The sequence below is a fragment of the Streptomyces sp. NRRL S-350 genome (assembly GCF_000719705.1).
In the GTDB taxonomy this organism is placed as follows: Bacteria; Actinomycetota; Actinomycetes; order Streptomycetales; family Streptomycetaceae; genus Kitasatospora.
Map to the genome: position 1 here is coordinate 63,563 of NZ_JOHO01000003.1, position 23,113 is coordinate 86,675.

The window sequence follows — 23,113 nt, forward strand, 5'->3', positions numbered from 1 at the left end:
GGGCAGCAGGGCGGCAGGGCAGTAGGCAGTAGGACAGCAGGCCGGGGGCCCCGCGGATATCGCACTCCGCGGAGCCCCCGGCCTGCGGCCGTCAGCCGCCGAGGATCCGCAGCCCGGGCAGCAGGCCCGGGACCAGCGGGGGCACCTCGACGCCCTGCTGCCGGGCCGCGTCCGGGGTGCCCGGTGTGCCGGACGGCTGCGGCGCCTGCGACGGGGCCGCGTCGGAGCTCGGCGAGGGCTTGGTGCCGGTGAGCCCGCCGGTGAGGTCGCCGACCAGCCCGTTGACGGCGTCCGGCGCGCTGGTGGGCAGGGTGCCGGGCAGCCCGCCGCCCTTGCCGAGGCCGCCGGTCGCGCCGGCGCCGGGGTTGGCCGGGGCGCGCTCGGTGCTGCCGGGGCGGTTGCCGCCGGTCGCGCCGCTGCCCGGGGACTGGGCGCCCGGCGCGTCGGCGGAGCCGCCGGTCGGGGCGCCGGCCGGGGATCCGCCGGCCGGGCCGGACGAGTCGCCGCCCGCTCCGGGGCCGGCCGTGCCACCGCTCTTGGCGGGGGCCTGGACCAGCCGCAGGGGCGCGACGTCCTCGCTTATGTCGTCGAAGAGCCGGTTGACCAGGTCGGCCTGCTGGGTGAGCTGGACGGGCAGTTTGCCCTGCAGTTCGGACCAGCGGCCGTCCTCGTCGTGGGCGAAGCCGGCCAGCGCGCGCATCGGGTCGAGGGAGCCGTTGCTGCGGTAGACCGAGCGCAGCAGCTCGCGGCCCTTGAGGGCGTCGGCGTGCATGTCGTCCAGCGCGTGGCGGACCTGCTCGACGGTGGCTGGGCTCAGCCCGCCGGCCGGGCCGGTGCGGCCGACCAGGGCATCGGCCTCGCCGAGCCGGGTGGCCGCGTTGTCGAGCAGCAGTTCGCCGCGCTCGGCGTCGGAGCCCGCGAAGTCCAGCCGGAGCCCTTCGAGGCCGCGCTTGAGGCCGTACAGCGTGTCCCCGGGGAGGGCGTTGGAACTCGCCGCGGCGGCGCCGGTCAGGCTGCCGACGGCGAGCCCGGCGACCAGCCCGCCGATGGCGAACCGGCGGCTCCAGCGGCCGCGCGGCGCCGTCCGGATCGCCCGGTGGCGGCGCTGGCGGGGCACCGTGGCGCCCGGCCCGCCGGCGAAGGCCTGCTCGAACGCGGCCATCAGCTGGGCTCGTTGGACCGTTCGGACCTCCCGGTCCAGCGCCGGACCGGGTAGCGCCCCCAGCGATTCGGTCAGGCCGACCAGTTCGGCCATCGCGACCGAACCGGCGGCGGCGCCAGTGGTGTTGGCCGATTCCGCGTTGGCCGCAGCGCGTTGCTCCGTCTGGTGGGCCTCCAGCGCCTCGGCGAAGGCCTTCGCCCGCCGGTGCTCCAGCACGTTTGCCGTCACGGGCCACACCTCCCTTCGTCGTTGTCGACACGCCGGCCTGCCGGACGGTTGCCCCGGCTGGCCAAAGCCACTCCATCGGGTGACAGGTCGCAATTCGGCTTGACCGTACGCCTGGTGGAGGCTTGCACGCTGGCCAACGAGCGGTACGGGCGGTCGGTTACGCACGGCTGATCATCGGACCGACCGTTCACCCTGACGTGTCGGCCGGGTGCGGACGGTGACGTACGGCCGGGCGGCCGCGCGGCTATCTCCCCGTCGGTCACGACCGGCTCACCGCGCGTCGGGCGGGAGCAGCCGGGCCAGCGTGCGCACGGCGCGGTACTGGAGGGTCTTGATGGCGCCCTCGTTCTTGCCCATGATCCGGGCCGTCTCGGCCACCGAGAGCCCCTGGAGGAAGCGCAGGGTGACGCACTCCTGCTGCTGCGGGTTGAGCCGGCGCACCGCGTCCAGCAGGGCGGCGTTGGAGAGCGACTCCAGGACCGACTCCTCCGGGCTGCGCTCGCACTCGTTGGAGTCGAGCATCTCGCCGGTGGTGACCTCCAGCCGGAAGCGGCTGGACTTGAAGTGGTCGGCGACCAGGTTGCGGGCGATGGTGACCAGCCAGGCGCCGAAGTCCCGGCCCTGCCAGGTGAAGGTGCCGATCCGGCGCAGCGCGCGCAGGAACGTCTCGCTGGTGAGGTCCTCGGCGGTGGCCCGGCTGCCGACCCGGTAGTAGATGTAGCGGTAGACGGTGTCCGCGTAGTGGTCGTAGAGCCGGCCGAAGGCCTCGCTCTCGCCGGCCTGGGCCCGCTCGACCAGCTCCATGATGGGGTTGTGCTCGGTCTCGTAGCCGGGTCCGGTCGTCGTCCGGGAGCGGCCGCGCCCGGTGCCGGTGGTGCCGGTGCGGCCGCGCGATCCGGTGCCGGTCGAGCCGGCGGCGGTGGTGCGCAGCGCCAGGCCGGCGTGGTGCGCGTGGCCGAACGGTCCGCCGGCGGGCACGAGTTGGGGCGAGGCGGCGAGCTGGCTGCGGAGCAGGGTGCGCAGCAGGTCCAGGCCGGTGGAGATCTGCCGCTCGGCGGCGGGGCGGCCGCGGTGGCCGGTGCGGGGGCGCAGGGGCGCGGACGACGGGCGGGAGGGTGCAGGCGCGTCGTTCCGGACGGGTGGGTACACGGGACTCCCAGAGGCAGAACTGTGGACGGATCACCTCCGCCTGCGCGGAGAGCACTCCCGACGCACCCGTTCGGGCGGGACGCGTGGTGACGTGCATCCAGGAGAGAATAACGCTTTGTGCAATGACAGCTACACCGTGTGGTCGAAGTGGTCGTTTGGGATCCAGTTGTTGTGCATATTCGGCTGACACTGACCGGAGCTGTCATCGTTCATCCGGCTCAACGTGATCGAACAGGCGCTCAGGGTGACCAATTCGGGGGTCCGCCGGGCGGTTTCCCAGCCTTGGGGCTCGGCAACCCCCGACTTTCCCGGTCTGGCGAACGATCAGAACCGGTCAGCGGCTGGCAGGTTCGTGCATTGGCCCCGGACTGTACTGCGGCGAAAGGGAGTTCGCCCGTACGAGCGGCCAGGTCAGGGGCCTGGTTGACGCCTCGTCACCCGCCCGGGCGAGCCCGGCGGAGTGACCCGCGCAGGCCCGCTGACGGCCCGGTGACGGCCCGCTCTCGGCCCCGGAGACGCCCGGAGGCGCCCGGAGAGGCCCGCACCGGGCCCGCCCGGAGACCGCGGCGCTTCAGGCGCGGCGGCGGCGCCGTCGGTACAGCGCGACCCCGGCCGCCGTGGCGCCGGCCGCCACCCCGAGCGCGGCCGCCGCCGGCAGGCCCACCCGGGCCGCCTTCCGCCCGGTCCGGAAGTCCCGCACCCGCCACCCCTGGGCCCGGGCGTGGCGGCGCAGCGCGCCGTCCGGGTTCACCACGTACGGATGGCCCACCAGCGAGAGCATCGGGATGTCGTTGGCGGAGTCGCTGTACGCGGCGCAGCGGTCGAGGTCGAGCCGTTCGCGCCGGGCCAGCGCCCCGACGGCGGCGGCCTTGGCCGGTCCGTGCAGCAGGTCGCCGACGAGCCGGCCGGTGTAGCGGCCGTCCCTGGCTTCGGCGACGGTGCCGAGCGCGCCGGTCATGCCGAGTCGGCGGGCGATGATCCGGGCCACCTCCAGCGGGGCGGCGGTGACCAGCCAGACCCGCTGGCCGGCATCCAGGTGCATCTGGACGAGGGCGCGGGTGCCCGGCCAGATCTTGTCCGCGACGACCTCCTCGAAGATCTCCTCGCAGATCGCCTCCAGGTCGGCGGTGGGCTTGCCGGCGACGATGCCGAGGGCGGTGTGCTGGGCGTCCGAGATGTGCTCCGGGTCCTCGGCGCCGTGCAGCCGGAACCAGGCCTGCTGCCAGGCGAAGCGGGCGATGTCCCGGTGGGTGAGGAAGCCGCGGCGGTAGAGGCCGACGCCGAGGTAGAAGATCGCGGCGCCGCGCAGGATGGTGTTGTCGCAGTCGAAGAAGGCGGCGGCGTGGGGGTCGCCCGGCTCCGGGGTGTGGTTCTCGGTCGGGGCCTTGGGTGCCTTGGCGGCCTTTCCGGGCGAGGGCGCGGCCGGCGCGGCCCCGGCCTCCCGGTCCGTGCCGGTGTCCGGGTCGGCAGCGGGGACGGGCTCGGCGCGCAGCGCGGCCTCGGCCGCCTCGGCCGCGGCTTCGCCGGCCAGGGCGCTCCGCTCGGTGGTGGAACGCTTCGCCTGGGTGAGCCTTCGGAGCACGGCCATGCCATCGAGCATAGCCAGCCGGACGCGGAGCGTCCGTGACGGAGCCGTGCCCGGGAGGTGAACAGCGCGACCGGGCGCGGACCGGTCCTGCGGCGGCCGCAGAATGGGGTGGTGAGCCCACTGCTGCGACGTAAGAGCCCCCGGCCCGCGGACCGGACCGTGACCCTGGTCGGCAAGCCCGGCTGCCACCTGTGCGACGAGGCCCGCGAGGTGATCGTCCGGGTGGCGGGCGAGCTCGGGGCGTCCTTCGAGGAGAAGGACATCACCCAGGACGAGGAGCTGTACCGCCGCTACTGGGAGCAGATCCCGGTGACCCTGATCGACGGCCGTCAGCACGACTTCTGGCGGGTCGACGAGCGCCGGCTGCGCACCGCCCTCGGCGCCTGACCTCCCGTTCGCGCGCCGGCCGCCCCCGCCACTCGGCGGGGGCGCTTCGCCGAATCGTTGCCAAAGACACTCCGTTCCGGCTTGGGGCGGGGCGGGTTGGTCGGCTTACGATCGAACGCGTTTGCGCCCATGGGGGGCTGAGCACACGAGGAGTGCCGCCATGCTTCCCGGTCCTACCCCTGGGACGCCCGGAACCCCGCCCGGGGCCGGGGGCTTCGCCGTGGTGGACGTGGAGGCGACCGGCCGCAGCCCGTGGCGGCACCGGGTGGTCGAGGTCGCGGTGGTGCTGCTCGACGAGCGGCTGCGGCCCGAGGGCGAGTTCGCCACCCTGCTGGACCCGCTCGGCCCGGTCGGCCCGACCCACGTGCACCGGATACGCCAGAGCGACGTCGAGGGCGCCCCGCGGTTCCGGGAGGTCGCCCCGCTGCTGCTGGAGCTGCTGGCCGGCCGGGTGCTGGTCGGCCACCACGTCAGCTGCGACCACGCCTTCCTGGACCGCGAGTTCGCCCGGATCGGAGTGCCGCTGCCGCCCGTCCCGCTGCTGTGCACGATGCGGCTGGCGCGGGCCCACCTGCCGGAGGCGCCCGGGTACGGCCTGGCGGCCTGCGTGGAGTCGGCCGGTCTGGGCTGGTACCCGGCGCACACCGCGCTGGGCGACGCCCGGGTGACCGCGGAGCTGCTGCGGCACTGCCTGGGTGCCCCGTCGTGCCCGCCGGACGACTGGACGGGCCCGCTGCGCGAGGCGGCCCGGGTGCCCTGGCCGCGGCTGGGCCGGGCCCGCTCCCGCCCGTCCGGCGCGGCCGTCCCGCTGCTGCGCCGGGAGGCGCCGTACGGCCCCTGGCTGCCCGACGCGCAGGCCCCGGAGGTCGTACTGACGCAGGCCGGTGCTATGCGCTCGACGGCGTGATGCGCATCACTGTGCCGGGACAAATCGGACACCATCTTTGTGCACACGTTCACAAACGCATAGCCTGGCTGTCAAAGCCCAGCTTCACCCACAGGAGCACCGTGGCAATCGGCCGATCACCACAGAGCAGTTCGCAGACGCCCGACCAGGGCGCCGCGCGCCGACCCTCGCGTGCCCGGGGCATCCCGGAGGCGACCGTCGCCCGGCTCCCCCTGTACCTGCGGGCCCTCACCGCGCTCTCCGAGCGCTCGGTGCCGACCGTCTCCTCCGAGGAACTGGCCGCCGCGGCCGGCGTGAACTCCGCCAAGCTCCGCAAGGACTTCTCCTACCTCGGCTCCTACGGCACCCGGGGCGTCGGCTACGACGTCGAGTACCTCGTCTACCAGATCTCCCGCGAGCTCGGCCTGACCCAGGACTGGCCGGTCGTCATCGTCGGCATCGGGAACCTCGGCCACGCCCTCGCCAACTACGGCGGCTTCGCCTCCCGCGGCTTCCGGGTGGCCGCCCTGCTGGACGCCGACGCGAACGTGGTCGGCACCAGTGCCGCCGGCCTGCCGGTGCGCCACATGGACGAGCTGGAGTCGATCGTCGAGAGCCAGCACGTGTCCATCGGCGTGATCACCACCCCGCCCGGTGCCGCCCAGCAGGTGTGCGACCGGCTGGTCGAGGCGGGCGTGACGAGCATCCTGAACTTCGCCCCGACCGTGCTGACCGTCCCGGACGGCGTGGACGTGCGCAAGGTGGACCTCTCCATCGAGCTGCAGATCCTCGCCTTCCACGAGCAGCGCAAGGCCGGCGAGGAGCCGGACGACCGCGCCGAGTCGGTGCTCGACCGCGCCCCCGGCCCGGTCCGGGCGGCCGCCGCCAAGCTGCGCCGCGCGGCCGGCGCCACCGGCAAGGCCCGCGGCACCGCCGAGGCGGCGGCCAAGGAACCGGCCGACCAGGCCAAGGCGAAGACCGCCAAGGGCGGCGACGGGGATCTCTCCGCGGTGATGCCCGCATGAACACCGAGAGCTGTGAGGGGCGGGCATGAGCCTTCTCGTCGTAGGGCTGAGCCATCGCACGGCCCCGGTCGGGGTGCTGGAGCGCGCCGCGCTGACCGGTGACGTGCCGACCCGGCTGCTGCACGACGCGGCCGCGACCGCCACGGTCGGCGAAGCCGCGCTGCTGAACACCTGCAACCGGATCGAGCTGTACGCGGACGTGGACAAGTTCCACGCCGGCGTCGCCGAGCTGTCGCTGCTGCTGGCCCACCACAGCGGTGTGGACCTGGAGGAGCTGACCTCCCACCTGTACGTCCACTACGAGGACCGCGCCGTCCACCACCTCTTCTCGGTCGCCTGCGGCCTGGACTCGATGGTGGTCGGCGAGGGCCAGATCCTCGGCCAGCTGCGCGACGCGCTGGCCAAGGCGCAGGAGGAGCACACCGCCGGGCGCGGCCTGAACGAGCTGTTCCAGCAGGCGCTGCGGGTCGGCAAGCGGGCGCACAGCGAGACCGGCATCGACAAGGCCGGCCAGTCGCTGGTCACCTTCGGCCTGGAGCAGGTCGCCGCGGGCGCGGGCGAGATCGCCGGCAAGCGCGCGCTGGTGGTCGGCGCCGGCTCGATGAGCTCGCTGGCCGCCGCCACCCTGGTCCGCTCCGGCGTGACCGACCTGCTGATCGCCAACCGGACGCCGGCGCGCGCCGAACGCCTGGTCGAGATCCTCGGCCCGGACGTGGCCCGCACCCTGGACCTCGCCAAGGTGCCGGAGGCGCTGGCCGACGTCGACCTGGTGATCTCCTGCACCGGCGCGGCCGGCGTGGTGGTCAGGGCCGAGGACGTGGCCGCCGCGGTCGCCCTGCGCACGGCCCCCGAGCCGCTCGCCCTGCTGGACCTGGCCATGCCGCGCGACGTCGACCACGCCGTGCACGAGCTGGCCGGCGCCCTGCTGGTCGACCTGGAGAGCCTCTCCCACGCGCACGCCGCCAGCCCCGGCGCCGGCGACGTCGACCAGGTCACCCGGATCGTCGCCGACGAGGTGAGCGCCTTCGGCGCCGCCCAGCGGGCCGCCCGGATCGCACCGACCGTGGTCGCCCTGCGCTCGATGGCCTCGGACGTGGTCGCCGCCGAACTGGGCCGGCTGGACTCCCGGCTGCCCGACCTGGACGAGCGCTCCCGCGCCGAGATCGCCCAGACCGTCCGCCGCGTCGTCGACAAGCTGCTGCACGCCCCGACCGTCCGGGTGAAGCAGCTGGCCGCCGAGCCCGGCGGCGCCTCCTACGCGGAGGCCCTGCGCGAGCTGTTCGACCTCGACCCGGCAGCCGTGCACGCCGTGTCCGGCACGCCGGTCGGCGGCCCGCCCCAGCCCTCCGCCGGGGGCACCAGATGAACCGTCAGCCATCCCACGAGTACCACCGGGACGATCACCTCATGAATGGTCAACCGATCACGGAGCAGCCTCCGGGCACCGCGCCCCTGCGGCTCGGCACCCGGCGCAGCGCCCTCGCCATGGCCCAGTCGGGCATGGTGGCCCGCGAGGTGACCAGGCTCACCGGGCGCCGCGTCGACCTGGTCGAGATCACCACCTACGGCGACACCTCGCGGGAGGCGCTGGCGCAGATCGGCGGCACCGGCGTGTTCGTCTCCGCGCTGCGCGACGCGCTGCTGGAAGGCCGGATCGACTTCGCCGTGCACTCCCTCAAGGACCTGCCCACCGCCGCCCCCCGGGGCCTGGCGCTGGCCGCCGTCCCCCGGCGCGAGGATGCCCGGGACGCCCTGGTCGCGGCCGAGGGCCTGACCCTGGACGAGCTGGTCGAGAAGCTGGCCGGAGCCGGTCGCCCGGCCCGGATCGGCACCGGCTCGCCCCGCCGGATGGCCCAGCTGAACGCCTGGGCGGCCGCCCGCGGCGCCCAGCTGGAGACCGTCGCGATCCGCGGCAACGTGGACACCCGGATCGGCTACGTGGCCGGCGGCGAACTGGACGCCGTCGTGCTGGCGACGGCCGGCCTGAACCGGCTCGGCCGCGGCGCCGAGGTCTCCCAGCACCTCGACCCCGAGCTGATGCTCCCCGCCCCCGGCCAGGGCGCGCTCGCCATCGAGTGCGCCACCGCCGACACGGAGCTGACCGCCGCGCTCGCGGCCCTGGACCACGCCCCCACCCGGGTCGCCGTGGTCGCCGAGCGCGCCCTGCTGGCCACCCTGGAGGCCGGCTGCTCGGCGCCGGTGGCCGCGCTGGCCACCTGGGGCCGGGAGAACGAACTGCGGCTGGACGGAGTGGTCGGCAACCCCGACGGCTCCGCCCTGCTGAAGATGTCCGCCAACGGTCCGATCGTCCTCGACGAGACCGCCGAGCAGCAGGCGGCGGCCCTCGGCCGCGCACTGGCTGACCGGCTGCTCGGCGCGGGCGCGGCCGCCCTGATGGGGGAGCGAGCCCGATGAGCCCCACCGCCGCCACCGACGCCCTGTTCCCGGCGGGACAGCCCGCCACCGGACGGTGCACCTTCCTGGGCGCGGGCCCCGGGGACCCGGGCCTGCTGACCCTGCGCGCGGTCGAGGTGCTGTCCACGGCCGACGTCCTGGTCGCCGACCCGCTGACCGCGGCCGCCGTGCGCAGCCACTGCCCGGCCGCCGTCCAGGTGCACGCCCCCGCCACCGAGGGCACCGACTTCGACCTGGCCAAGCTGGTCGCCGAGGCCGTCCGCTCGGGCAAGCACGTGGTCCGCACCGTCGACGGCGACCCGGGCCTGGACGGCTGCGCCGCCGAGGAGATGCTCCGCTGCGCCGGCGACGGGATCCCGTTCGAGGTGATCCCGGGCGTCGCCCAGTCGGTCGGCGTCCCGGCGTACGCGGGCGTTCCGCTGCGGGGCGGCTCCGGCACTGACGTGCGCTTCGTGGACGGCGTCCAGCTGCTGTCCGGCGCGCCGGTGGACCTGGGCGCGGCGGAGACCACCCTGGTGGTCCGCACCACCCTGGGCCAGCTGCCGGCCACCGCCGCCGCGCTGGTCTCCAACGGGCGCAAGCCGGAGTCGGCGCTGAGCGCGACGCTCTCCGGCACCACCACCCGCCAGCGGACCTTCACCTCCACGCTGTCCGGCATCGCGGCCGACCTGAAGGCCGCCAGGGTGCTCCCCTCGCCGGTCTCCGCCCCGGTCGACCCGGCCACCCCGGTGATAGCCGTGGTGGGCGAGCAGGTCGCCCACCGGGCCTCGCACTCGTGGTTCGAGACCAAGCCGCTGTTCGGCTGGAACGTCCTCGTGCCGCGCACCAAGGAGCAGGCCACCGGCCTGTCCGAGCAGCTGCGCTCGTACGGCGCGGTGCCGCAGGAGGTGCCGACCATCGCGGTCGAGCCGCCGCGCACCCCGCAGCAGATGGAGCGGGCCATCAAGGGCCTGGTCACCGGCCGCTACGAGTGGATCGCCTTCACCTCGGTGAACGCGGTGCGCGCCGTCCGGGAGAAGTTCGAGGAGTACGGCCTGGACGCCCGGGCGTTCGCCGGGATCAAGGTCGCGGCGGTCGGCGAGACCACCGCGCAGGCCCTGGTGGACTTCGGTGTGAAGCCGGACCTGGTGCCCTCCGGCGAGCAGTCCGCCGCCGGTCTGCTGGAGGACTGGCCGCCGTACGACCCGGTCTTCGACCCGATCGACCGGGTGCTGCTGCCGCGCGCCGACATCGCCACCGAGACCCTGGTGGCCGGCCTGGTCGAGCTCGGCTGGGAGGTCGACGACGTGACGGCGTACCGGACGGTGCGCGCCTCGCCGCCGCCGGCCGAGACCCGCGAGGCGATCAAGGGCGGCGGCTTCGACGCGGTGCTGTTCACCTCGTCCTCGACCGTCCGCAACCTGGTCGGCATCGCCGGCAAGCCGCACAACGTCACGGTCATCGCCTGCATCGGCCCGGCCACCGCCAAGACCGCCGAGGAGCACGGCCTGCGGGTCGACGTGATGGCGCCAGCGCCGTCGGCGGCGGCGCTGGCCCAGGCGCTGGCAGACTTCGGGGCCAAGCGTCGGGACACCGCGACGGCCGCCGGCGAGCCGGTCTACCGGCCCAGCGAGCGCCGTCCGGGATCCCGCCGCAAGGCCCGCTGAGGATTCCCGACCCTGGTGCCGGGGGCGGCGGTCCGCCACCCCCGGCGCCGCACAACCGTTCGGAGAGAGAAGCCGTGTCCGCTGAATTCCCGTACGTTCGCCCGCGCCGACTGCGGCAGAGCCCGGCGATGCGCCGGCTGGTGGCCCAGACCCGGCTGCACCCGGCGGAGCTGATCCTGCCGCTGTTCGTCCGCGAGGGCGTCACCGAGCCCGTCCCGGTCACCTCGATGCCGGGCGTGGTCCAGCACAGCCGGGACACCCTGCGCAAGGCCGTCGTGGAGGCGGCCGAGGCGGGCCTGGGCGGCGTCATGCTGTTCGGCGTCCCGCAGGTGCAGGACGCGATCGGCAGCGAGGGCACCAACCCGGACGGCATCCTGCAGCAGGCGATCCGGGACGTGGTCTCCGAGGTCGGCGACGCCCTGGTGGTCATGTCGGACCTCTGCCTGGACGAGTACACCGACCACGGCCACTGCGGCGTGCTGGCCGCCGACGGCAGCGTGGACAACGACGCCACCCTGGAGCGCTACGCCGAGATGGCCCGGGTGCAGGCGGACGCCGGCGTCCACCTGGTCGGCCCCTCCGGCATGATGGACGGCCAGATCGGCGTCGTCCGGCGGGCGCTGGACGAGGCCGGGCACCAGGACGTGGGCATCCTCGCCTACACCGCCAAGTACGCCTCGGCGTTCTTCGGCCCGTTCCGCGAGGCCGTCGGCTCCTCGCTCAGGGGCGACCGCAAGGCCTACCAGCAGGACCCGGCCAACGCCCGGGAGGCGCTGCGCGAGCTGGAGCAGGACCTCGCCGAGGGCGCCGACCTGGTGATGGTCAAGCCGGCCATGGCCTACCTGGACGTCCTGCGCCAGGTCGCCGACGCCTCCCCGGTGCCGGTCGCCGCGTACCAGGTGTCCGGCGAGTACGCGATGGTCGAGGCGGCCGCGGCGAACGGCTGGATCGACCGGGAGCGGATGATCATGGAGACGCTCACCTCGATCCGCCGGGCCGGCGCCGAGCAGATCCTCACCTACTGGGCCGTCGAGGCCGCCGCGATGCTCAGGTAGCGGGCACCCGTCCGCGCGACGCGAAGGCCGGGCCGCTCCCCGCGGGGAGCAGCCCGGCCTTCGCGGCTTCCGCTACATCCAGCCCTTGATGTGGGCGAAGCCCTCGCCGCCGCCGACGAGGTCGGTGGAGGTGGCGGCGACGGCACCGAAGCCGCCGGCGGCGGTGTCCGTGGTGTGGGCGAGGCCGAAGCCCTCGGCCGCCAGGAACGGCTGGTCCGCGGTGGCGACGAACGCGCCGCCGCCGGCCAGGCCGACGTGGGCGAAGGCCGGGGTGGCGGCACCCGCGAGCGCCAGTGCGGCGGTGGCGGTCAGTGCGGCCTTGGCCAGCATGCTCTTCATGGATCTGCCCTCTCTCTGGGAGCGCCCGGGCGGGCGCTCTGACACGTGTTCACCTCCGGCCGCCCGGCCCTGCGCCCACGCGCCGGTCCGGACGGCCGCTCACCCGGCCGGTCCGCCCTGCGGCGGCCGGCCGGACACTTCGTCCGCCAAGCCCGGAGGGCCCGGGGAGACCTTCCTCCCCGGGCCCTCCGTCCGTGCCGTGCCCCGTGATCAGCCGATCAGGTGCGAGACGCCCGCGTCGCCCGAGGACTGGGTGTTCTGGCCGACGTTGCAGATCTGCTTCGGGGTGCTGTTCAGGACCGGGACCTCGACCGGAACCGCGACGCCGATCACGGCGACGGCGATGTTGTGGATCTCCGGCAGGCAGATGTTCGCGTTGTCCAGGGTGTGGAAGTTCGGGCTGGCGTTGCCGTGGGTGCCGGTCTGGTTGGTGCCGCCGTTGCCCTGGACGGAGGTGGCGGCGCCGTCCGAGTCGACGATGGCGGAAGCCGAGCCGGCGGACATCGCGATGGCGGCGGCGGCCAGACCGGCGGCGGCGAGGGACTTCTTGATCATTTCCGGTTTTCCTCTCAAGGGTGAATCGGGGAGCGATTCGAAGGTGGATCAGAGGGGGGTGGTGCAGGGGAGCTGAGCGGAGCGTCAGCCGATCAGGTGGGACACGCCCGCATCGCCGTGGCTCTGGGTGCCCTGGCCCTGGGTGCAGTACTGCTTGCCGCCGCTGTTGGCGATCGGGACCTCGACCGGGACCGCCACGCCGAGCACGCCGACGGCGATGTTGTGGATCTCCGGCAGGCAGACGTTCGCGTTGTCCAGGAAGTGGAAGTTCGGGCTGTTGTTCCCGACCGTGCCGGTGAAGTTGGTGCCGCCGTTGCCCTCGATGGAGGCGGCGGCGCCGTCCGCGTCACCGATGGCCGAGGCGGGCGCGGCGGCGGCGGCCAGCGCGGCGACGGCCAGGCCGGCAGCGGCGAAGGACTTCTGGATCATGGGGAGATCCCTCTCTGAAATGCTCTTGGATTCCGTGGCGTACAACGCGTAGAACGCTCAGACCCGGTCTGCAGTCACTGACGTCCAGATCAAAGAATGACGGCACGGAAGGTTACGGGGATTTTTGAAAAGAGTCCGGGAGGCGCGGCGACGGGTGGTTTCCGGTCGGATTATTACGCCGAACCGGTTAACCGGCGCAATCCGCGCTCCCGGTCACTCGTTGAGACAGATTGTTTCCGGCTGCGCCCGCGCAGCCGTTCCTCAGTGAACCCCAGTACGGACAGCAGAACGGTGAAAAGCATGAAGTTCTCCAAGCGGGCCGGCGCGATGTTGCTGGCGGTCGGTGCGGGCATGCTCGCCTCCCAGGGACCGGCCTCCGCCGCCCCGGTCGGCCTCGACCACGTCGGAGCCCTGGAGGACGCGCTGGCCACCCAGCAGGTCCCCGCGGACGTGCCGCTCACCCCGCTGGGCAGCCACCTCTCGGCCGGCATCCCGACCTCGCTGCTCATGCCGCCGGTGCCCGGCCGGACCACCAGCACCAGCACCGAGCTGGTCCCGGAGCGGATCGTCCCCCAGCTGAGCACCGGCAAGGTCGGCCCGAGCGCCAAGGCCGAGCTGCCGCTCCCGCTGGTCGACCAGGGCGCCGACCTCGGCCGGGTGCTGCTCGACGCCCCGGCCGCGCCGCTGCACGCCGACACCCCCGGCCTCACCCTCGGCAAGCCGCTCTCGCTCGCCGAGGACGGCGCCGGCCAGCTCGCCGACGGCCGGCTCAAGGTCGGCGAGGTCGACCCGCGGCTGCTCACCGGCGCGGTGCAGGCCGTCCCCGGGGCCAGCGCGAGCCTCGGCGGCGAGGACCAGCGGCTCTCCGTCACCGACGAGGTGAACGCCCTGACGGCGACCACCACCGCCACCACCGCCGGTGTGGTGCAGCAGACCGGGCTGTCGGACCCCGCGGCCACCACCGCGACCGCCACCGGGGTCCTGCAGCAGGCCGGGCTGACCGGCCTGACCCAGCTCTGACCAGGCGTCGGGCGCGCCAGGAGCCCGGTACCCCGCCGCGTGAGCGGGGTACCGGGCTCCGGCGTGCCCGACGGCTCAGCCCGGCAGGACGCCGGTCAGCCCGCCGACCAGCGGGAGGTCCTTGACGCCGCCGCCCGCGCTCAGCGGGCCGGTCAGTGTGCCGGTGCCGACCGGGGCCAGGCCCTGGTCCGGCTGGACGGTCGCGCCGTTGTTCAGCACGTCGGCCGCGGAGTTCGCCCACGGGTCCAGGCGCAGGCTCTTGATCGGCGCGATGCCGTAGCCGAGCCCGGAGGTCGTGCCGTTGAGCGCCTGGCCGACGTCGGTCCTGGCCAGCGTGGCCGGGCCGGCCGGCGCCTGCCCGGCCGGCGTGGTGGCGGCCTGCGCCGAACCGGCGCCGAGCAGGACCGCGGCACCGACGGCGGCGGCCAGGCCGGCCCCGCTCTTCTTCGAAACCATGCGGATCACCCTTCGGTGGATCGGGAGTCCCGGACGGCCGTCCGGGGATGCCGAACTGCCCCCCGGCCGGCTGGTCGGGGGGCAGGACGGCCGGAACGCGTGCCGATCGGGGATCAGCAGTCGTCCGCGGGCTTCGGGTGCATCTCCACGTTGGCGCAGCTGTTGCCGAAGGCCGGGTTCAGCAGGCCGATCACGTTGATGGAGTTGCCGCACAGGTTGACGGGGATGTGCACCGGGACCTGGATCTGGTTGCCGGAGACGACACCGGGGGAGCCGGCGGCCACGCCCTCGGCGCCGGCGCTGGCGGCGGCGGAGCCCGCCGCGCCCAGCACCAGACCGGCTGCGGCGGCGGAGAGGACGGCGGCCTTCTTCACGTTCTGCATGGGGGTTGATCTCCTCGATCACACACGGGTGGAGCGTGCCGCGCCCCGGTGGTCCGGAGCGCGGCACGGGCTCGGTGAATCAGCTGTCGCCGGTGCGGCGACGGCCCGTTCAGCCTGCGTTGACGCAGGTGTTGCCGAACGCCGGGTTCAGCAGGCCGATGATGTCGATGCTGTTGCCGCAGAGGTTGATCGGGATGTGGATCGGCACCTGGAGCTGGTTGCCGGAGAGCACACCCGGGGAGCCGGCGGCGACGCCCTCGGCGCCCGAGCTGGCGAACGCGCCGCCGGCCGCACCGAGCACCAGACCGGTGGCGGCCAGGGACAGGGCGGCGGCCTTCTTGAGGTTACGCATGTTGTTCCTCCGATTTCTGCCCGACGGAAGGGGAATGTCGGGAGTCGGGCGAGCACGAATATCGCCCGAAGGGTTCAGGGATTGCCGTGATTGTCACTCGGGTGGCGCACACCGGCGTGTTCCGCCCATGGCTCGGGCGTGGACGCAGCCGCCGATTTGCGGCGCCTCTCGGAACGATTCCCGCACGGCCGGGAAAGGCTCTGGCGAAGGCGCGACCAGGCGGAATTCCCGGTCAGGCGTGCCGACGGGGATTGCCGGACGCCGCGTTCGTGAGGCCCGCCACGCCGATCGAGCCGCCGGTGGCCGCGGTGCCGACGACGCCGTGGGCTCGCTTGCGCATGGGCGTACTCGATTCGTGTGTGGGGGCCGATGGATCGGGTTCCGTGAGGGAGAACGAGGCACGGCGCGCGGGGAAACGGTCCGGCCGAAGCCGATCACCCGAATGCCGACCGGCGACGCCGTTGCTCCGGATGGGTGACAGTGCGGGCACCGTCGCAACCGGTCCGGACGGGTCTCGTTCTAGATGTCGCACTCCCCGTGCATCTCTGTTGAACAGTCAGGAGGCTCGCATGAGCATCAAGAAGACCGCCGCTGTCGGTGCGGCCGTGGTGGGCATCGTGGCCGCCGGTGCCGGCACCGCGATGGCCAGCGCCGGCGCCGAGGGTGTTGCCGCCGGTTCCCCCGGTGTCATCTCGGGCAACCAGATTCAGATCCCGGTGCACATCCCGGTCAACGCCTGCGGCAACACCGTCGACATCATCGGCCTGCTGAACCCGGCGTTCGGCAACCACTGCGTCAACGCGGGCTGAGACCGCACCCGGTTCGGCCGGTGCGAGCCGCCGTTCCGTGCTTCCCTCCTGGGGCGCGGAACGGCGGCTCTTTTTTCTGTGCCCGCGCGTTCCCGTGGCCGCGCGGCCGCACGGAGTGCTGTCGGACGTCTTGTTGGACTACTTGTCAGTACCTAGAATCCGAGTCCTGCTCACCTTCCTGCTCCTCCCCTTGGTCCGCGCCGCTCGGCGCCCCCCGGCCGGGCGGTTCCCCACCCCCGCAAGGAGTCGCGTGTGACCAGGTTCCGAACACCGGCCGTGCTGCTCGCCATCGGCGCCCTCGTCGCCACCCTCGGTCTGACCGGCGCACCCGCCGCCCTCGCCGACCCCGCCCCGGCGCCCGCCGCCACCCGCCCGGCCGCGGTCGTCGCCCTCGGCGACAGCGCCATCTCCGGAGAGGGCGCGGGCACCGACACCGGCGACGGCTACTTCCCGGAGACCGACAGCCCCACCAACTACTGCCACCGGCACCCCAAGTCGGAGATCTTCGTCTCCGACATCCCCGGCGTCACCCCCATCGACCTCGCCTGCTCCGGCGCCCAGACCGGCGACCTGGTCAGCGACCCGGAACTGGCCAGGATCACCGGACCGGGCAGCGGCGACTTCGGCGAGCCCAAGCAGGACGTCGAACTCGCCGGCACCGCGGCCAAGTACGACGTCAAACTCGTCGTCGTGACGATCGGCGCCAACGACGACTTCGACTTCAGCGGCGTCATGATGCACTGCCTGGCGCAGTACTTCCCCATCCCCAAGGACCAGGGCTGCCGCGACACCATCGGCAGCGACGAGATCGTCCGACGGGCCAAGGCCGTCCAGCCCAAGGTGGTCGCCGCACTGCAGAACATCCGGCAGACCATGCGCAAGGCCGGCTACGCCGACTCGTCCTACCAGCTGGTCTACCAGTCGTACTTCAACCCGATCACCCCGGACATCCGGCGCAACGACTACCTCGGCAAGATCGCCGACGGCTGTCCGGCCTTCCCCGAGGACCTCGCCTGGGGCCACAACTGGGTCGTGCCGACCTTCAGCGACGCGCTGCGCGGCGCGGCCGAGCAGGTGCCCGGCGTCCGCTACCTCGACCAGCGGCGGGTCGCCTTCGGGCACGAGGTCTGCGCGGAGTGGACCAGCTCCCCGTACGAGTACAGCAACGGGGACGTCATCAACCTCTCCGAGTGGGCGCGCAACGGCTGCGACTCGCAGATCGGCATCCCCGGCCTGTGCATGAACATGGTCCGCCAGTCCTACCACCTGCGGGTGGCCGGCTACCGGGGAGAGGGCGTCTGCCTCGGACAGTTCTACGCCCGGCCCGAACTGACCCAGGCCTACTGCACGCTCAACCAGCAGAACACCACGTCCATCCAGCCGCTCACCCCCGGCAAGCCGTTCCCCGACACCCCGGAGGACGGCTCCTGGTACCAGCTCACCAACGCGGCCACCGGCAACGCCCTCGACCTCACCGGCGGCGGCACCTACGGCGACTCCGCCGACGGCCGGGCCGCCATCACCTATCCGGCCACCGGCGGCCTCAACCAGTCCTTCGTCCTGGAGGCCAAGGCCGGCGGCAGCTACGAGCTCGACTTCAGCGGCAACCGCGACATGTGCCTGGACGCCAACGCCGCCTCCACCGCCCCCGGCACCCGGATCCAGCAGTGGGGCTGCACCGGCGGCGGCAACCAGCACTGGATGTTCGAGCCGGCCGGCGACGGCCGCTACAAGATCGCCGACTCCCAGGACCGGAACAAGGTCCTCTCCGCCGCCGGCCCCGCCGACGCCAAGGGCAACCCGTCCGTCGTGCTCGCCGCCGACACCGGGGCCGCCGAACAGCTCTGGCAGCTCACCAAGCTCGGCATCGTCTACGTCAAGGGCTGATCACCGGCCCCGCCCGGCCCCACCGCCCGACCCGTCGCCGCCCCCAACCGGGCGGCGACGGCCGCGTCCAGCGGGTACGCCGTCTCGACGGGCAGCAACGCCGGATCCCGCTCCACCCGCACCCGCCCCGCCAACGCGGTGACGTCCGTGATCCGCCGGATCCACTCGTCCGCGTACCGCCGCACCGCCTCGCCGCGCAGCCCGACCTGGACCGCCCGGCGCTCCAGGGGCCGCAGGCCCAGATCCCGATCCGGATCCCACTGCACCCGCACCGGGCTCTGCCGCAGCTCCCGTTTCCACGCCGCCTGCGAGTCGTGCACCCGGCCGGTGTAGGCGCTCAGCACCGCCCGCTCCAGCGCCCAGTCGAAGCCCTCCCGGCTGATCTCCAGCGCGAGCACCCGCTCCTGCCCCGCCCCGCGCCCCCAGTCGCTGCGGTGCATCATCCACAGGAACGACGGCTTGATCCAGGTCATCCGGTCGCGCGCGAACGCCTCCGGGAACCGGCCCTCGGCTGCCGCCGGTTCGGCGATCCCGGGCGGGAAGGCCTGGTAGACGGTGACCGTGTCGGCGGTGTGCGCGGCCCGGACGAGGCGCGTCGGGGAGGTGTTCGGCATGCGCGGCATCGTCGCGGGCGCAGGCGTCCGGGCGCCAGGGGATTTCCGTCCGGGCGGGGGTCGGTCGGGGGGCCGGGGGCGTGCCGTAGGCTCACGGGAAAATCGTTGCGCCGGAGCCGCGCGGAACCATGAGCGGGGCGGGGAGTACCCAGAGCAGATGAGCACGGCATCGAGCACCGAGTCGTCCAGCACCGAGCCGGAGGCGCCCGCCGCGGCGACGGCCGGGCCGTCCGAGGAACGGGCGGGCCGGGCACCCGGGCGTCTCGGGGCGCTGGTGGACCGCTTCGCGCCCGCCCTGGGCGCCTACGCGGTGGTCAAGGCCATCGGCCTGACCGTCTTCCTGCTGCTGCTGTCGCACACCGGCGACTACCTGAAGAAGCAGCCGGGCCGCGGCGGCGGCGCCAACCCCTGGGACGTGCTGGGCACCTGGGACGGCGTCTGGTACCAGCGGATCGCCGAGAACGGGTACGACCCGCAGCTGATCCCGCTGCACGGCTTCCCGCTCGCCACCTACTACGAGAACTCGGCGGCCTTCTTCCCGCTCTACCCGTGGCTGATGCGGCTGGTCGGCGCGGGCACCGGGCTCGGGCCGTACGGCTCGGGGATAGCGGTCTCGGTGCTCGCGTCGCTGGTCGCGGCGGCCGGGATCTTCGCGATCGCGGAGCGGCTCGGCGGCTTCCGGGCGGGCGTGATCGCGGCGGTCGTCTGGGGCCTCTTCCCGGGTTCCGGGGTGGAGTGGGCGGTCTACTCGGACTCGCTGTTCGTCGCGCTGTCCGCCTGGGCCTGCTACTGCGTGATGACCCGCCGCTGGCTCGCCGCGGGCCTGCTGGCGCTGGTGGCGGGCCTCAACCGGCCGACCGCCGCCGCGCTGATCGCCGCCGTGTCGATCGCCGCGCTGGTGGCGCTGGTCCGCCGGACCGACGGCGTGGCCCGCCCGCTGACCGCGATGCTGATCACTCCGTGGGGCCTGATCGGCTACGTCGCCTGGGTCGGCTGGAGGATGGGCGACTGGGGCGGCTACTTCAAGCTCCAGCGGGGCGCGTGGAACCGCTACTTCGACGGCGGTGCCTCCACCGTCCGCACCGTCATGGACGTGATCACCGGCCACTGGGACTTCTGGCAGTCCAACCCCGTCCCGGACCTGATCGCGATCGCGCTGCTGCTCACCCTGCCGGGCCTGCTGGTGCTGCTCCGGCGGGTCCGGCCGCCGCTGGTCCTGTGGGTGTACACCGCGCTCACCCTCATGACGGCGCTGAGCAGCAACCAGATCTTCGGCAACATCTCGCGCTACCTGCTGCCGGCCTTCCCGCTGTTCATCGGCCTGGCGGTGGCGCTGCGCCGGGTGCGGACCTCCTCGCTGGTCGGGCTGTTCGCGATGCCCGTCCTCGCGGCCGGCTGGTACGCGGGCTATGCGCTGTTCGAGTTGGGCATCCCGTAGACGCGGGGTTGGTTGGCAACGGGATCATCCGGCAGCGGACGGGCCGTTGCTAGTGTCGGACGTATGACCACGACCCCGCCCGTGCGCCGGATCCGTGACATCTCCGGCCTGCTGGACCACGCGAGCCACGTGCTGGCGACGCGGATGGCGGCCGCCTTCACCGAACTCGGGATCACCCCCCGCGCGTACTCGGTGCTGTTCCACGCCCAGGAGGCCGAGCGCACCCAGATCCAGCTGGCCGAGCTGGCGGACCTGGACAAGACCACCATGGTGGTCACCGTCGACGAGCTGGAGAAGGCGGGCCTGGCCGAGCGCCGCCCGTCCGCGACCGACCGCCGGGCCCGGATCGTCACGGTCACCGAGGCGGGTGCGCGCGCCGTGGTGCAGGGCACCGCGATCGCCGACCGGGTGCACCGCGAACTGCTGGAGGCGCTGCCGCAGCCCGAGCGCGAGGTGTTCGTCTCGGCGCTGACGCGCCTGGTGGGCGGCCACCTCGCGGAGCCCGCGGAGAGCGAACGCACGGTCCGCCGGCCCCGGCGCTCCCGGGGCTGAACCACCCCGGCCACGGCGGGAGGCCGGTCAGGACGGGGCCTTGAGCGGGAGGACGGCGCGGATCCGGAAGCCGCCGCCGGGGCGGGGGCCCACGTCGAGGCTGCCGCTGACCATGCCGACCCGCTCGCGCATGCCGCCGGTAGACGGTCAGTTCGACGCCGCGCGGCAGGTCCCGCGGGTGCCCGGAGGTCGCGTAGTCCACCTGCAGCGCGCCCAGTGCCTCGCCGGCTTGTCGGGGGGAGTCGTCGAGGACGTGGGCGGCGCCGTCCGCCTGGACGACCATCACCGAGACCTTGTGGGCGACGACGTCATGCAGCTCGCGGGCGATCCGGGCGCGTTCGGCGGCGACCGCGACCTTGGCCCGGGCGTCCCGCTCGCGCTCCAGCCGGGCCGCGCGGTCCTCCAGCTCGCTCAGGTAGGCGCGGCGCACCCTCGCCAGCCGGCCCGACGCCCAGCACAGGACGAACGGGGAGGCCAGGAACCCGGAGAGCAGGACCGTCCGCAGCACGCCGCCCGTCGGCCCGCCGGGATCGAAGCGCAGCACGGCCAGCGGGCCGGCCAGGGCGCCGCCGGCCAGCGCGAGCCGGAGGGCCCAGACCGGGCCGTACGCGGCGGCGCTGTACGCCAGGACGAGGTAGCCGACGGCCACCGGGCCCGCGGGGACGCCGAGCGCGACCTGGCCGACCCCGAGCAGGACGCCGCCGACCGTGGCCGGTCCGGGGGCCCGGAGCCGGACGGCGAGCAGTGCGGGCACCAGGACGGCCAGCAGGACGGTCGCGGCCGCCCGCCAGGCCGGTTGCGGTCCGGCGAACCGTGCCGCGTGCACCAGGCCGACGGCCGACAGCAGCCCGGCCCAACCGGGGCTGACCGTCGTCGGGCGGCTGCGCAGCCGGACGTGGAGTCGATGCACATCCTCAGGCTAGGCAGCCGTGCGCGATGCCCAGGTCCGCCGAAAGTCTGAGGCGGCATCAGCCGCAGGGTGGAGATGGACCCGTCAAAGGGCGCCCGGGAGCAGCTGCTTAGCGGACGAGTCAAACAGGTGGAGCCTCGCTCGGTAGTTCGAGGAGGATCCGACACGGCTCGTGACGCCCGGCGTCCGGCCTGCCCAAGTGTCCTCAGACCTACCGGTACGTGAGGGTTGTGATGGCTACCACTGGAACAGACGAGACACGGCTCTCCGAACGACGGGAAGCCGAGGTCGCCACGTCGGCCGCGGCGACGGCCTGGCGGCCGGTGGCCGCGGTGGCGGCCGGGACGGCGATCGTACTGCTGCTGTTCATCAATGAATACGGCTACGACGCGGACGAGTTGTACTTCCGAATGCTGGGCGCCCGCGGGCCGGCCTGGGGCTACGTGGACCAGCCGCCGGCGCTGCCGATGGTGGTCCGGGCGGCCACGCTGCTCCTGGGGGACAGCCTCTGGGCGATCCGCATCCCGGCCGTGCTGTGCGCGGCGGCGGTGGTGGTGCTCGGGTCGATGATCGCGGTCGAGCTCGGAGCCACCCGGCGGGCGCAGCTGATGACGGCGCTCGGGCTCGGCAGCTCGGTGATGGTGCTGAGCGTCGGTCACTGGATCCTGACCAGCAGCCTGGACGCGGTGGCCTGGTGCCTGGTGATGCTGTTCGTGCTGCGGGCACTGCTGCGGCGGGACGGCGGCCGGTGGTGGCTCTGGGCCGGTGTGGTGTGCGGTGTGGCGCTGTACGCCAAGTACATGGTGCTGCTGCTGCCGGTGTCGCTGCTGCTCGGCCTGGCCCTGGTCGGGCCCCGGCAGGTCTTCCGCGACCGACGGCTCTACCTGGGAATGGCGCTGACACTGGTGATCGGGGCGCCGAACCTGATCTACCAGATCACCCACGACTTCCCGCAGATCCAGATGGCGCACGCGCTGGGCGCCAGCGACGGCTCGGCGAACCGCTCGCTGTTCGTGTCGAACCTGCTGCTGCTGCTCGGCCCGGGCCTGGCGGTGTTCTGGATCGCCGGCCTGATCGGGCTGTTCCGCAAGCGGGAGTGGCGTCCGGTGCGGGCGGTGGGGGTCGGCTACCTGTTGGCGACGGTCGCCGCGCTGATGATCGAGGGCGGCCGGCCGGACTACACCGGCGGGTTCCTGATCGCGCTGTTCGCGGCCGGGGCGATCCGGGCCGACCGCTGGATCGCTCGCGGCCGGCGGCGGCTGCCGGTGGTGGCGGTCGGACTGGTGCTGACCGCGCTGGCCCAGTTGCTGCTGACGCTGCCGCTGGTCCCCCAGAAGTCGCTGCACCGGGCGGCGTTCAACAGCATGGCCCTGGAGACGGTCGGCTGGCCGACCACGGTGGCCCAGGTGGCGGCGGTGTACGACGGACTGCCGCCCGAGGAGAAGGCCCGCGCGGTGCTGCTGGCGGGCAACTTCGGCGAGGCCGGCGCCCTGGACCGCTTCGGCGGGAAGTACCGCCTGCCCGAGGTCTACAGCGGGCACAACGAGCTCCACAACTGGGGACCGCCGCCCGACTCCGCGGACGTCGTGGTCGCCGTGGGGGTCGACCAGGCCCGGCTCACCGCCGACTTCGAACGGTGCGTGGCCGCCGCCCCGCTCGACAACGGGCTCGGCGTCAACAATCCGGAGCAGGGCCGGCAGATCTCGGTCTGCCGGGGGCCGCGCGCGCCGTGGAAGACGCTGTGGCCCGCGTACCGCCACCTCGGCGCGTACGAGTGACGGGCCGAGGACGCCCGTGAGTCGCAGCCCCGCAGAGCAGGCCGAAGGCC

23 protein-coding genes and 1 pseudogene are annotated in these 23,113 nt (G+C 73.8%); 13 read left to right on the top strand and 11 right to left on the bottom strand.

Going from position 1 to position 23,113, the window contains the following annotated elements; translation table 11 throughout:
* Window positions 1–91 precede the first annotated feature (91 nt).
* The 3 genes from IF30_RS0104130 to IF30_RS0104140 form a co-directional block, all read right to left on the bottom strand.
* Entirely contained in the window at window positions 92–1,390 is a 1,299-nt protein-coding gene (locus IF30_RS0104130; protein WP_030232074.1) for a DUF5667 domain-containing protein, read from the bottom strand.
* Window positions 1,391–1,660: 270 nt separating this feature from the next.
* Complete coding sequence (locus IF30_RS0104135; protein WP_420791119.1) at window positions 1,661–2,368, bottom strand: ECF subfamily RNA polymerase sigma factor, BldN family; 708 nt, start codon at window positions 2,366–2,368, stop codon at window positions 1,661–1,663.
* Window positions 2,369–3,110: 742 nt separating this feature from the next.
* Window positions 3,111–4,127, bottom strand: coding sequence for an HAD family hydrolase (locus tag IF30_RS0104140; RefSeq protein WP_030232078.1), 1,017 nt, complete (start codon window positions 4,125–4,127; stop codon window positions 3,111–3,113).
* A gap of 111 nt (window positions 4,128–4,238) precedes the next feature.
* On the opposite strand from IF30_RS0104140, the gene IF30_RS0104145 reads away from it, so the two are divergent.
* The 7 genes from IF30_RS0104145 to hemB all read left to right on the top strand — a co-directional run bounded on the left by IF30_RS0104145 (window position 4,239) and on the right by hemB (window position 11,541).
* Window positions 4,239–4,514 (top strand): glutaredoxin family protein, encoded by a 276-nt coding sequence (locus tag IF30_RS0104145; RefSeq protein WP_030232080.1) that lies wholly within the window; start codon window positions 4,239–4,241, stop codon window positions 4,512–4,514.
* A 160-nt stretch (window positions 4,515–4,674) separates the two neighbouring features.
* Complete coding sequence (locus IF30_RS50140; protein WP_051709187.1) at window positions 4,675–5,421, top strand: 3'-5' exonuclease; 747 nt, start codon at window positions 4,675–4,677, stop codon at window positions 5,419–5,421.
* Window positions 5,422–5,528: 107 nt separating this feature from the next.
* Window positions 5,529–6,425 (top strand): redox-sensing transcriptional repressor Rex, encoded by an 897-nt coding sequence (locus IF30_RS0104155; protein WP_051709265.1) that lies wholly within the window; start codon window positions 5,529–5,531, stop codon window positions 6,423–6,425.
* Window positions 6,426–6,450: 25 nt separating this feature from the next.
* Window positions 6,451–7,791 carry a glutamyl-tRNA reductase gene (locus IF30_RS0104160; protein WP_051709188.1) on the top strand — a complete coding sequence of 447 codons (1,341 nt, stop codon included), beginning with the start codon at window positions 6,451–6,453 and terminating at the stop codon, window positions 7,789–7,791.
* 41 nt (window positions 7,792–7,832) lie between these two features.
* The gene (hemC, locus tag IF30_RS0104165) at window positions 7,833–8,840 is read left to right on the top strand and encodes a hydroxymethylbilane synthase (RefSeq protein ID WP_107054317.1); all 1,008 of its coding nucleotides are present in this window, start codon (window positions 7,833–7,835) and stop codon (window positions 8,838–8,840) included.
* Window positions 8,837–10,486 (top strand): uroporphyrinogen-III synthase, encoded by a 1,650-nt coding sequence (locus tag IF30_RS0104170; protein ID WP_030232091.1) that lies wholly within the window; start codon window positions 8,837–8,839, stop codon window positions 10,484–10,486. The genes hemC and IF30_RS0104170 overlap by 4 nt, the downstream gene beginning before the upstream one ends.
* A gap of 74 nt (window positions 10,487–10,560) precedes the next feature.
* Window positions 10,561–11,541, top strand: coding sequence for a porphobilinogen synthase (gene hemB / locus IF30_RS0104175; RefSeq protein ID WP_030232092.1), 981 nt, complete (start codon window positions 10,561–10,563; stop codon window positions 11,539–11,541).
* Between the two features lie 72 nt (window positions 11,542–11,613).
* Here hemB and IF30_RS0104180 read toward each other — a convergent pair whose 3' ends face one another.
* From IF30_RS0104180 to IF30_RS0104190, 3 genes are all read right to left on the bottom strand, one after another.
* On the bottom strand, window positions 11,614–11,880 hold the full coding sequence (locus IF30_RS0104180; protein WP_158834737.1) for a hypothetical protein: 267 nt from the start codon (window positions 11,878–11,880) through the stop codon (window positions 11,614–11,616).
* A gap of 210 nt (window positions 11,881–12,090) precedes the next feature.
* The gene (locus IF30_RS0104185) at window positions 12,091–12,435 is read right to left on the bottom strand and encodes a hypothetical protein (protein WP_030232096.1); all 345 of its coding nucleotides are present in this window, start codon (window positions 12,433–12,435) and stop codon (window positions 12,091–12,093) included.
* An 84-nt stretch (window positions 12,436–12,519) separates the two neighbouring features.
* Window positions 12,520–12,864 (bottom strand): hypothetical protein, encoded by a 345-nt coding sequence (locus IF30_RS0104190; RefSeq protein ID WP_030232098.1) that lies wholly within the window; start codon window positions 12,862–12,864, stop codon window positions 12,520–12,522.
* Window positions 12,865–13,164: 300 nt separating this feature from the next.
* Here IF30_RS0104190 and IF30_RS0104195 point away from each other — a divergent pair, with 300 nt between their 5' ends.
* Window positions 13,165–13,884, top strand: a complete 720-nt coding sequence (locus IF30_RS0104195; RefSeq protein ID WP_030232100.1) for a hypothetical protein — start codon at window positions 13,165–13,167, stop codon at window positions 13,882–13,884.
* A 75-nt stretch (window positions 13,885–13,959) separates the two neighbouring features.
* Here IF30_RS0104195 and IF30_RS0104200 read toward each other — a convergent pair whose 3' ends face one another.
* The 3 genes from IF30_RS0104200 to IF30_RS0104210 all read right to left on the bottom strand — a co-directional run bounded on the left by IF30_RS0104200 (window position 13,960) and on the right by IF30_RS0104210 (window position 15,075).
* Window positions 13,960–14,340 carry a hypothetical protein gene (locus IF30_RS0104200; protein ID WP_037898953.1) on the bottom strand — a complete coding sequence of 127 codons (381 nt, stop codon included), beginning with the start codon at window positions 14,338–14,340 and terminating at the stop codon, window positions 13,960–13,962.
* Between the two features lie 113 nt (window positions 14,341–14,453).
* Window positions 14,454–14,723, bottom strand: a complete 270-nt coding sequence (locus IF30_RS0104205) for a chaplin (RefSeq protein ID WP_030232104.1) — start codon at window positions 14,721–14,723, stop codon at window positions 14,454–14,456.
* A 109-nt stretch (window positions 14,724–14,832) separates the two neighbouring features.
* The gene (locus tag IF30_RS0104210) at window positions 14,833–15,075 is read right to left on the bottom strand and encodes a chaplin (RefSeq protein WP_030232107.1); all 243 of its coding nucleotides are present in this window, start codon (window positions 15,073–15,075) and stop codon (window positions 14,833–14,835) included.
* A gap of 569 nt (window positions 15,076–15,644) precedes the next feature.
* On the opposite strand from IF30_RS0104210, the gene IF30_RS0104220 reads away from it, so the two are divergent.
* Window positions 15,645–15,884: a chaplin gene (locus IF30_RS0104220; RefSeq protein WP_030232109.1), complete on the top strand. Its 240-nt coding sequence runs from the start codon at window positions 15,645–15,647 to the stop codon at window positions 15,882–15,884.
* 252 nt (window positions 15,885–16,136) lie between these two features.
* Complete coding sequence (locus tag IF30_RS0104225) at window positions 16,137–17,771, top strand: RICIN domain-containing protein (protein WP_234322578.1); 1,635 nt, start codon at window positions 16,137–16,139, stop codon at window positions 17,769–17,771.
* On the opposite strand, the gene IF30_RS0104230 is transcribed toward IF30_RS0104225, so the two are convergent.
* Window positions 17,756–18,385, bottom strand: coding sequence for a DUF4291 domain-containing protein (locus IF30_RS0104230; protein WP_051709192.1), 630 nt, complete (start codon window positions 18,383–18,385; stop codon window positions 17,756–17,758). The two genes, IF30_RS0104225 and IF30_RS0104230, sit on opposite strands and share 16 nt — an antisense overlap.
* Before the next feature lie 157 nt (window positions 18,386–18,542).
* Here IF30_RS0104230 and IF30_RS0104235 point away from each other — a divergent pair, with 157 nt between their 5' ends.
* Window positions 18,543–19,823, top strand: a complete 1,281-nt coding sequence (locus IF30_RS0104235) for a glycosyltransferase family 39 protein (protein WP_030232116.1) — start codon at window positions 18,543–18,545, stop codon at window positions 19,821–19,823.
* Window positions 19,824–19,886: 63 nt separating this feature from the next.
* A complete protein-coding gene (locus IF30_RS0104240) occupies window positions 19,887–20,375 on the top strand; it encodes a MarR family winged helix-turn-helix transcriptional regulator (RefSeq protein WP_030232118.1) in 489 nt (162 codons plus the stop codon).
* A gap of 27 nt (window positions 20,376–20,402) precedes the next feature.
* Here the strand turns inward: IF30_RS0104240 and IF30_RS44885 are convergent.
* A pseudogene (locus tag IF30_RS44885) lies at window positions 20,403–21,285 on the bottom strand (sensor histidine kinase).
* Window positions 21,286–21,518: 233 nt separating this feature from the next.
* Between IF30_RS44885 and IF30_RS0104255 the strand changes: the two are divergent.
* Complete coding sequence (locus IF30_RS0104255) at window positions 21,519–23,063, top strand: glycosyltransferase family 39 protein (RefSeq protein ID WP_078891120.1); 1,545 nt, start codon at window positions 21,519–21,521, stop codon at window positions 23,061–23,063.
* The last annotated feature ends 50 nt before the right edge of the window (window positions 23,064–23,113 follow it).

What these genes read in the sequence shown, in the direction of transcription:
- IF30_RS0104240 (WP_030232118.1), top strand. Translation starts at nt 19,887, where the DNA reads ATGACCACGACCCCGCCCGTGCGCCGGATCCGTGACATCTCCGGCCTG.
- IF30_RS0104170 (WP_030232091.1), top strand. Translation starts at nt 8,837, where the DNA reads ATGAGCCCCACCGCCGCCACCGACGCCCTGTTCCCGGCGGGACAGCCC.
- IF30_RS0104185 (WP_030232096.1), bottom strand. Translation starts at nt 12,435, where the DNA reads ATGATCAAGAAGTCCCTCGCCGCCGCCGGTCTGGCCGCCGCCGCCATC.
- IF30_RS0104255 (WP_078891120.1), top strand. Translation starts at nt 21,519, where the DNA reads ATGGCTACCACTGGAACAGACGAGACACGGCTCTCCGAACGACGGGAA.
- IF30_RS0104235 (WP_030232116.1), top strand. Translation starts at nt 18,543, where the DNA reads ATGAGCACGGCATCGAGCACCGAGTCGTCCAGCACCGAGCCGGAGGCG.
- hemC (WP_107054317.1), top strand. Translation starts at nt 7,833, where the DNA reads ATGAATGGTCAACCGATCACGGAGCAGCCTCCGGGCACCGCGCCCCTG.
- IF30_RS0104210 (WP_030232107.1), bottom strand. Translation starts at nt 15,075, where the DNA reads ATGCGTAACCTCAAGAAGGCCGCCGCCCTGTCCCTGGCCGCCACCGGT.
- IF30_RS0104140 (WP_030232078.1), bottom strand. Translation starts at nt 4,127, where the DNA reads ATGGCCGTGCTCCGAAGGCTCACCCAGGCGAAGCGTTCCACCACCGAG.
- IF30_RS0104200 (WP_037898953.1), bottom strand. Translation starts at nt 14,340, where the DNA reads ATGGTTTCGAAGAAGAGCGGGGCCGGCCTGGCCGCCGCCGTCGGTGCC.
- IF30_RS0104180 (WP_158834737.1), bottom strand. Translation starts at nt 11,880, where the DNA reads ATGAAGAGCATGCTGGCCAAGGCCGCACTGACCGCCACCGCCGCACTG.
- IF30_RS0104160 (WP_051709188.1), top strand. Translation starts at nt 6,451, where the DNA reads ATGAGCCTTCTCGTCGTAGGGCTGAGCCATCGCACGGCCCCGGTCGGG.
- IF30_RS0104220 (WP_030232109.1), top strand. Translation starts at nt 15,645, where the DNA reads ATGAGCATCAAGAAGACCGCCGCTGTCGGTGCGGCCGTGGTGGGCATC.
- IF30_RS0104230 (WP_051709192.1), bottom strand. Translation starts at nt 18,385, where the DNA reads ATGCCGAACACCTCCCCGACGCGCCTCGTCCGGGCCGCGCACACCGCC.
- IF30_RS50140 (WP_051709187.1), top strand. Translation starts at nt 4,675, where the DNA reads ATGCTTCCCGGTCCTACCCCTGGGACGCCCGGAACCCCGCCCGGGGCC.
- IF30_RS0104195 (WP_030232100.1), top strand. Translation starts at nt 13,165, where the DNA reads ATGAAGTTCTCCAAGCGGGCCGGCGCGATGTTGCTGGCGGTCGGTGCG.
- IF30_RS0104190 (WP_030232098.1), bottom strand. Translation starts at nt 12,864, where the DNA reads ATGATCCAGAAGTCCTTCGCCGCTGCCGGCCTGGCCGTCGCCGCGCTG.
- IF30_RS0104205 (WP_030232104.1), bottom strand. Translation starts at nt 14,723, where the DNA reads ATGCAGAACGTGAAGAAGGCCGCCGTCCTCTCCGCCGCCGCAGCCGGT.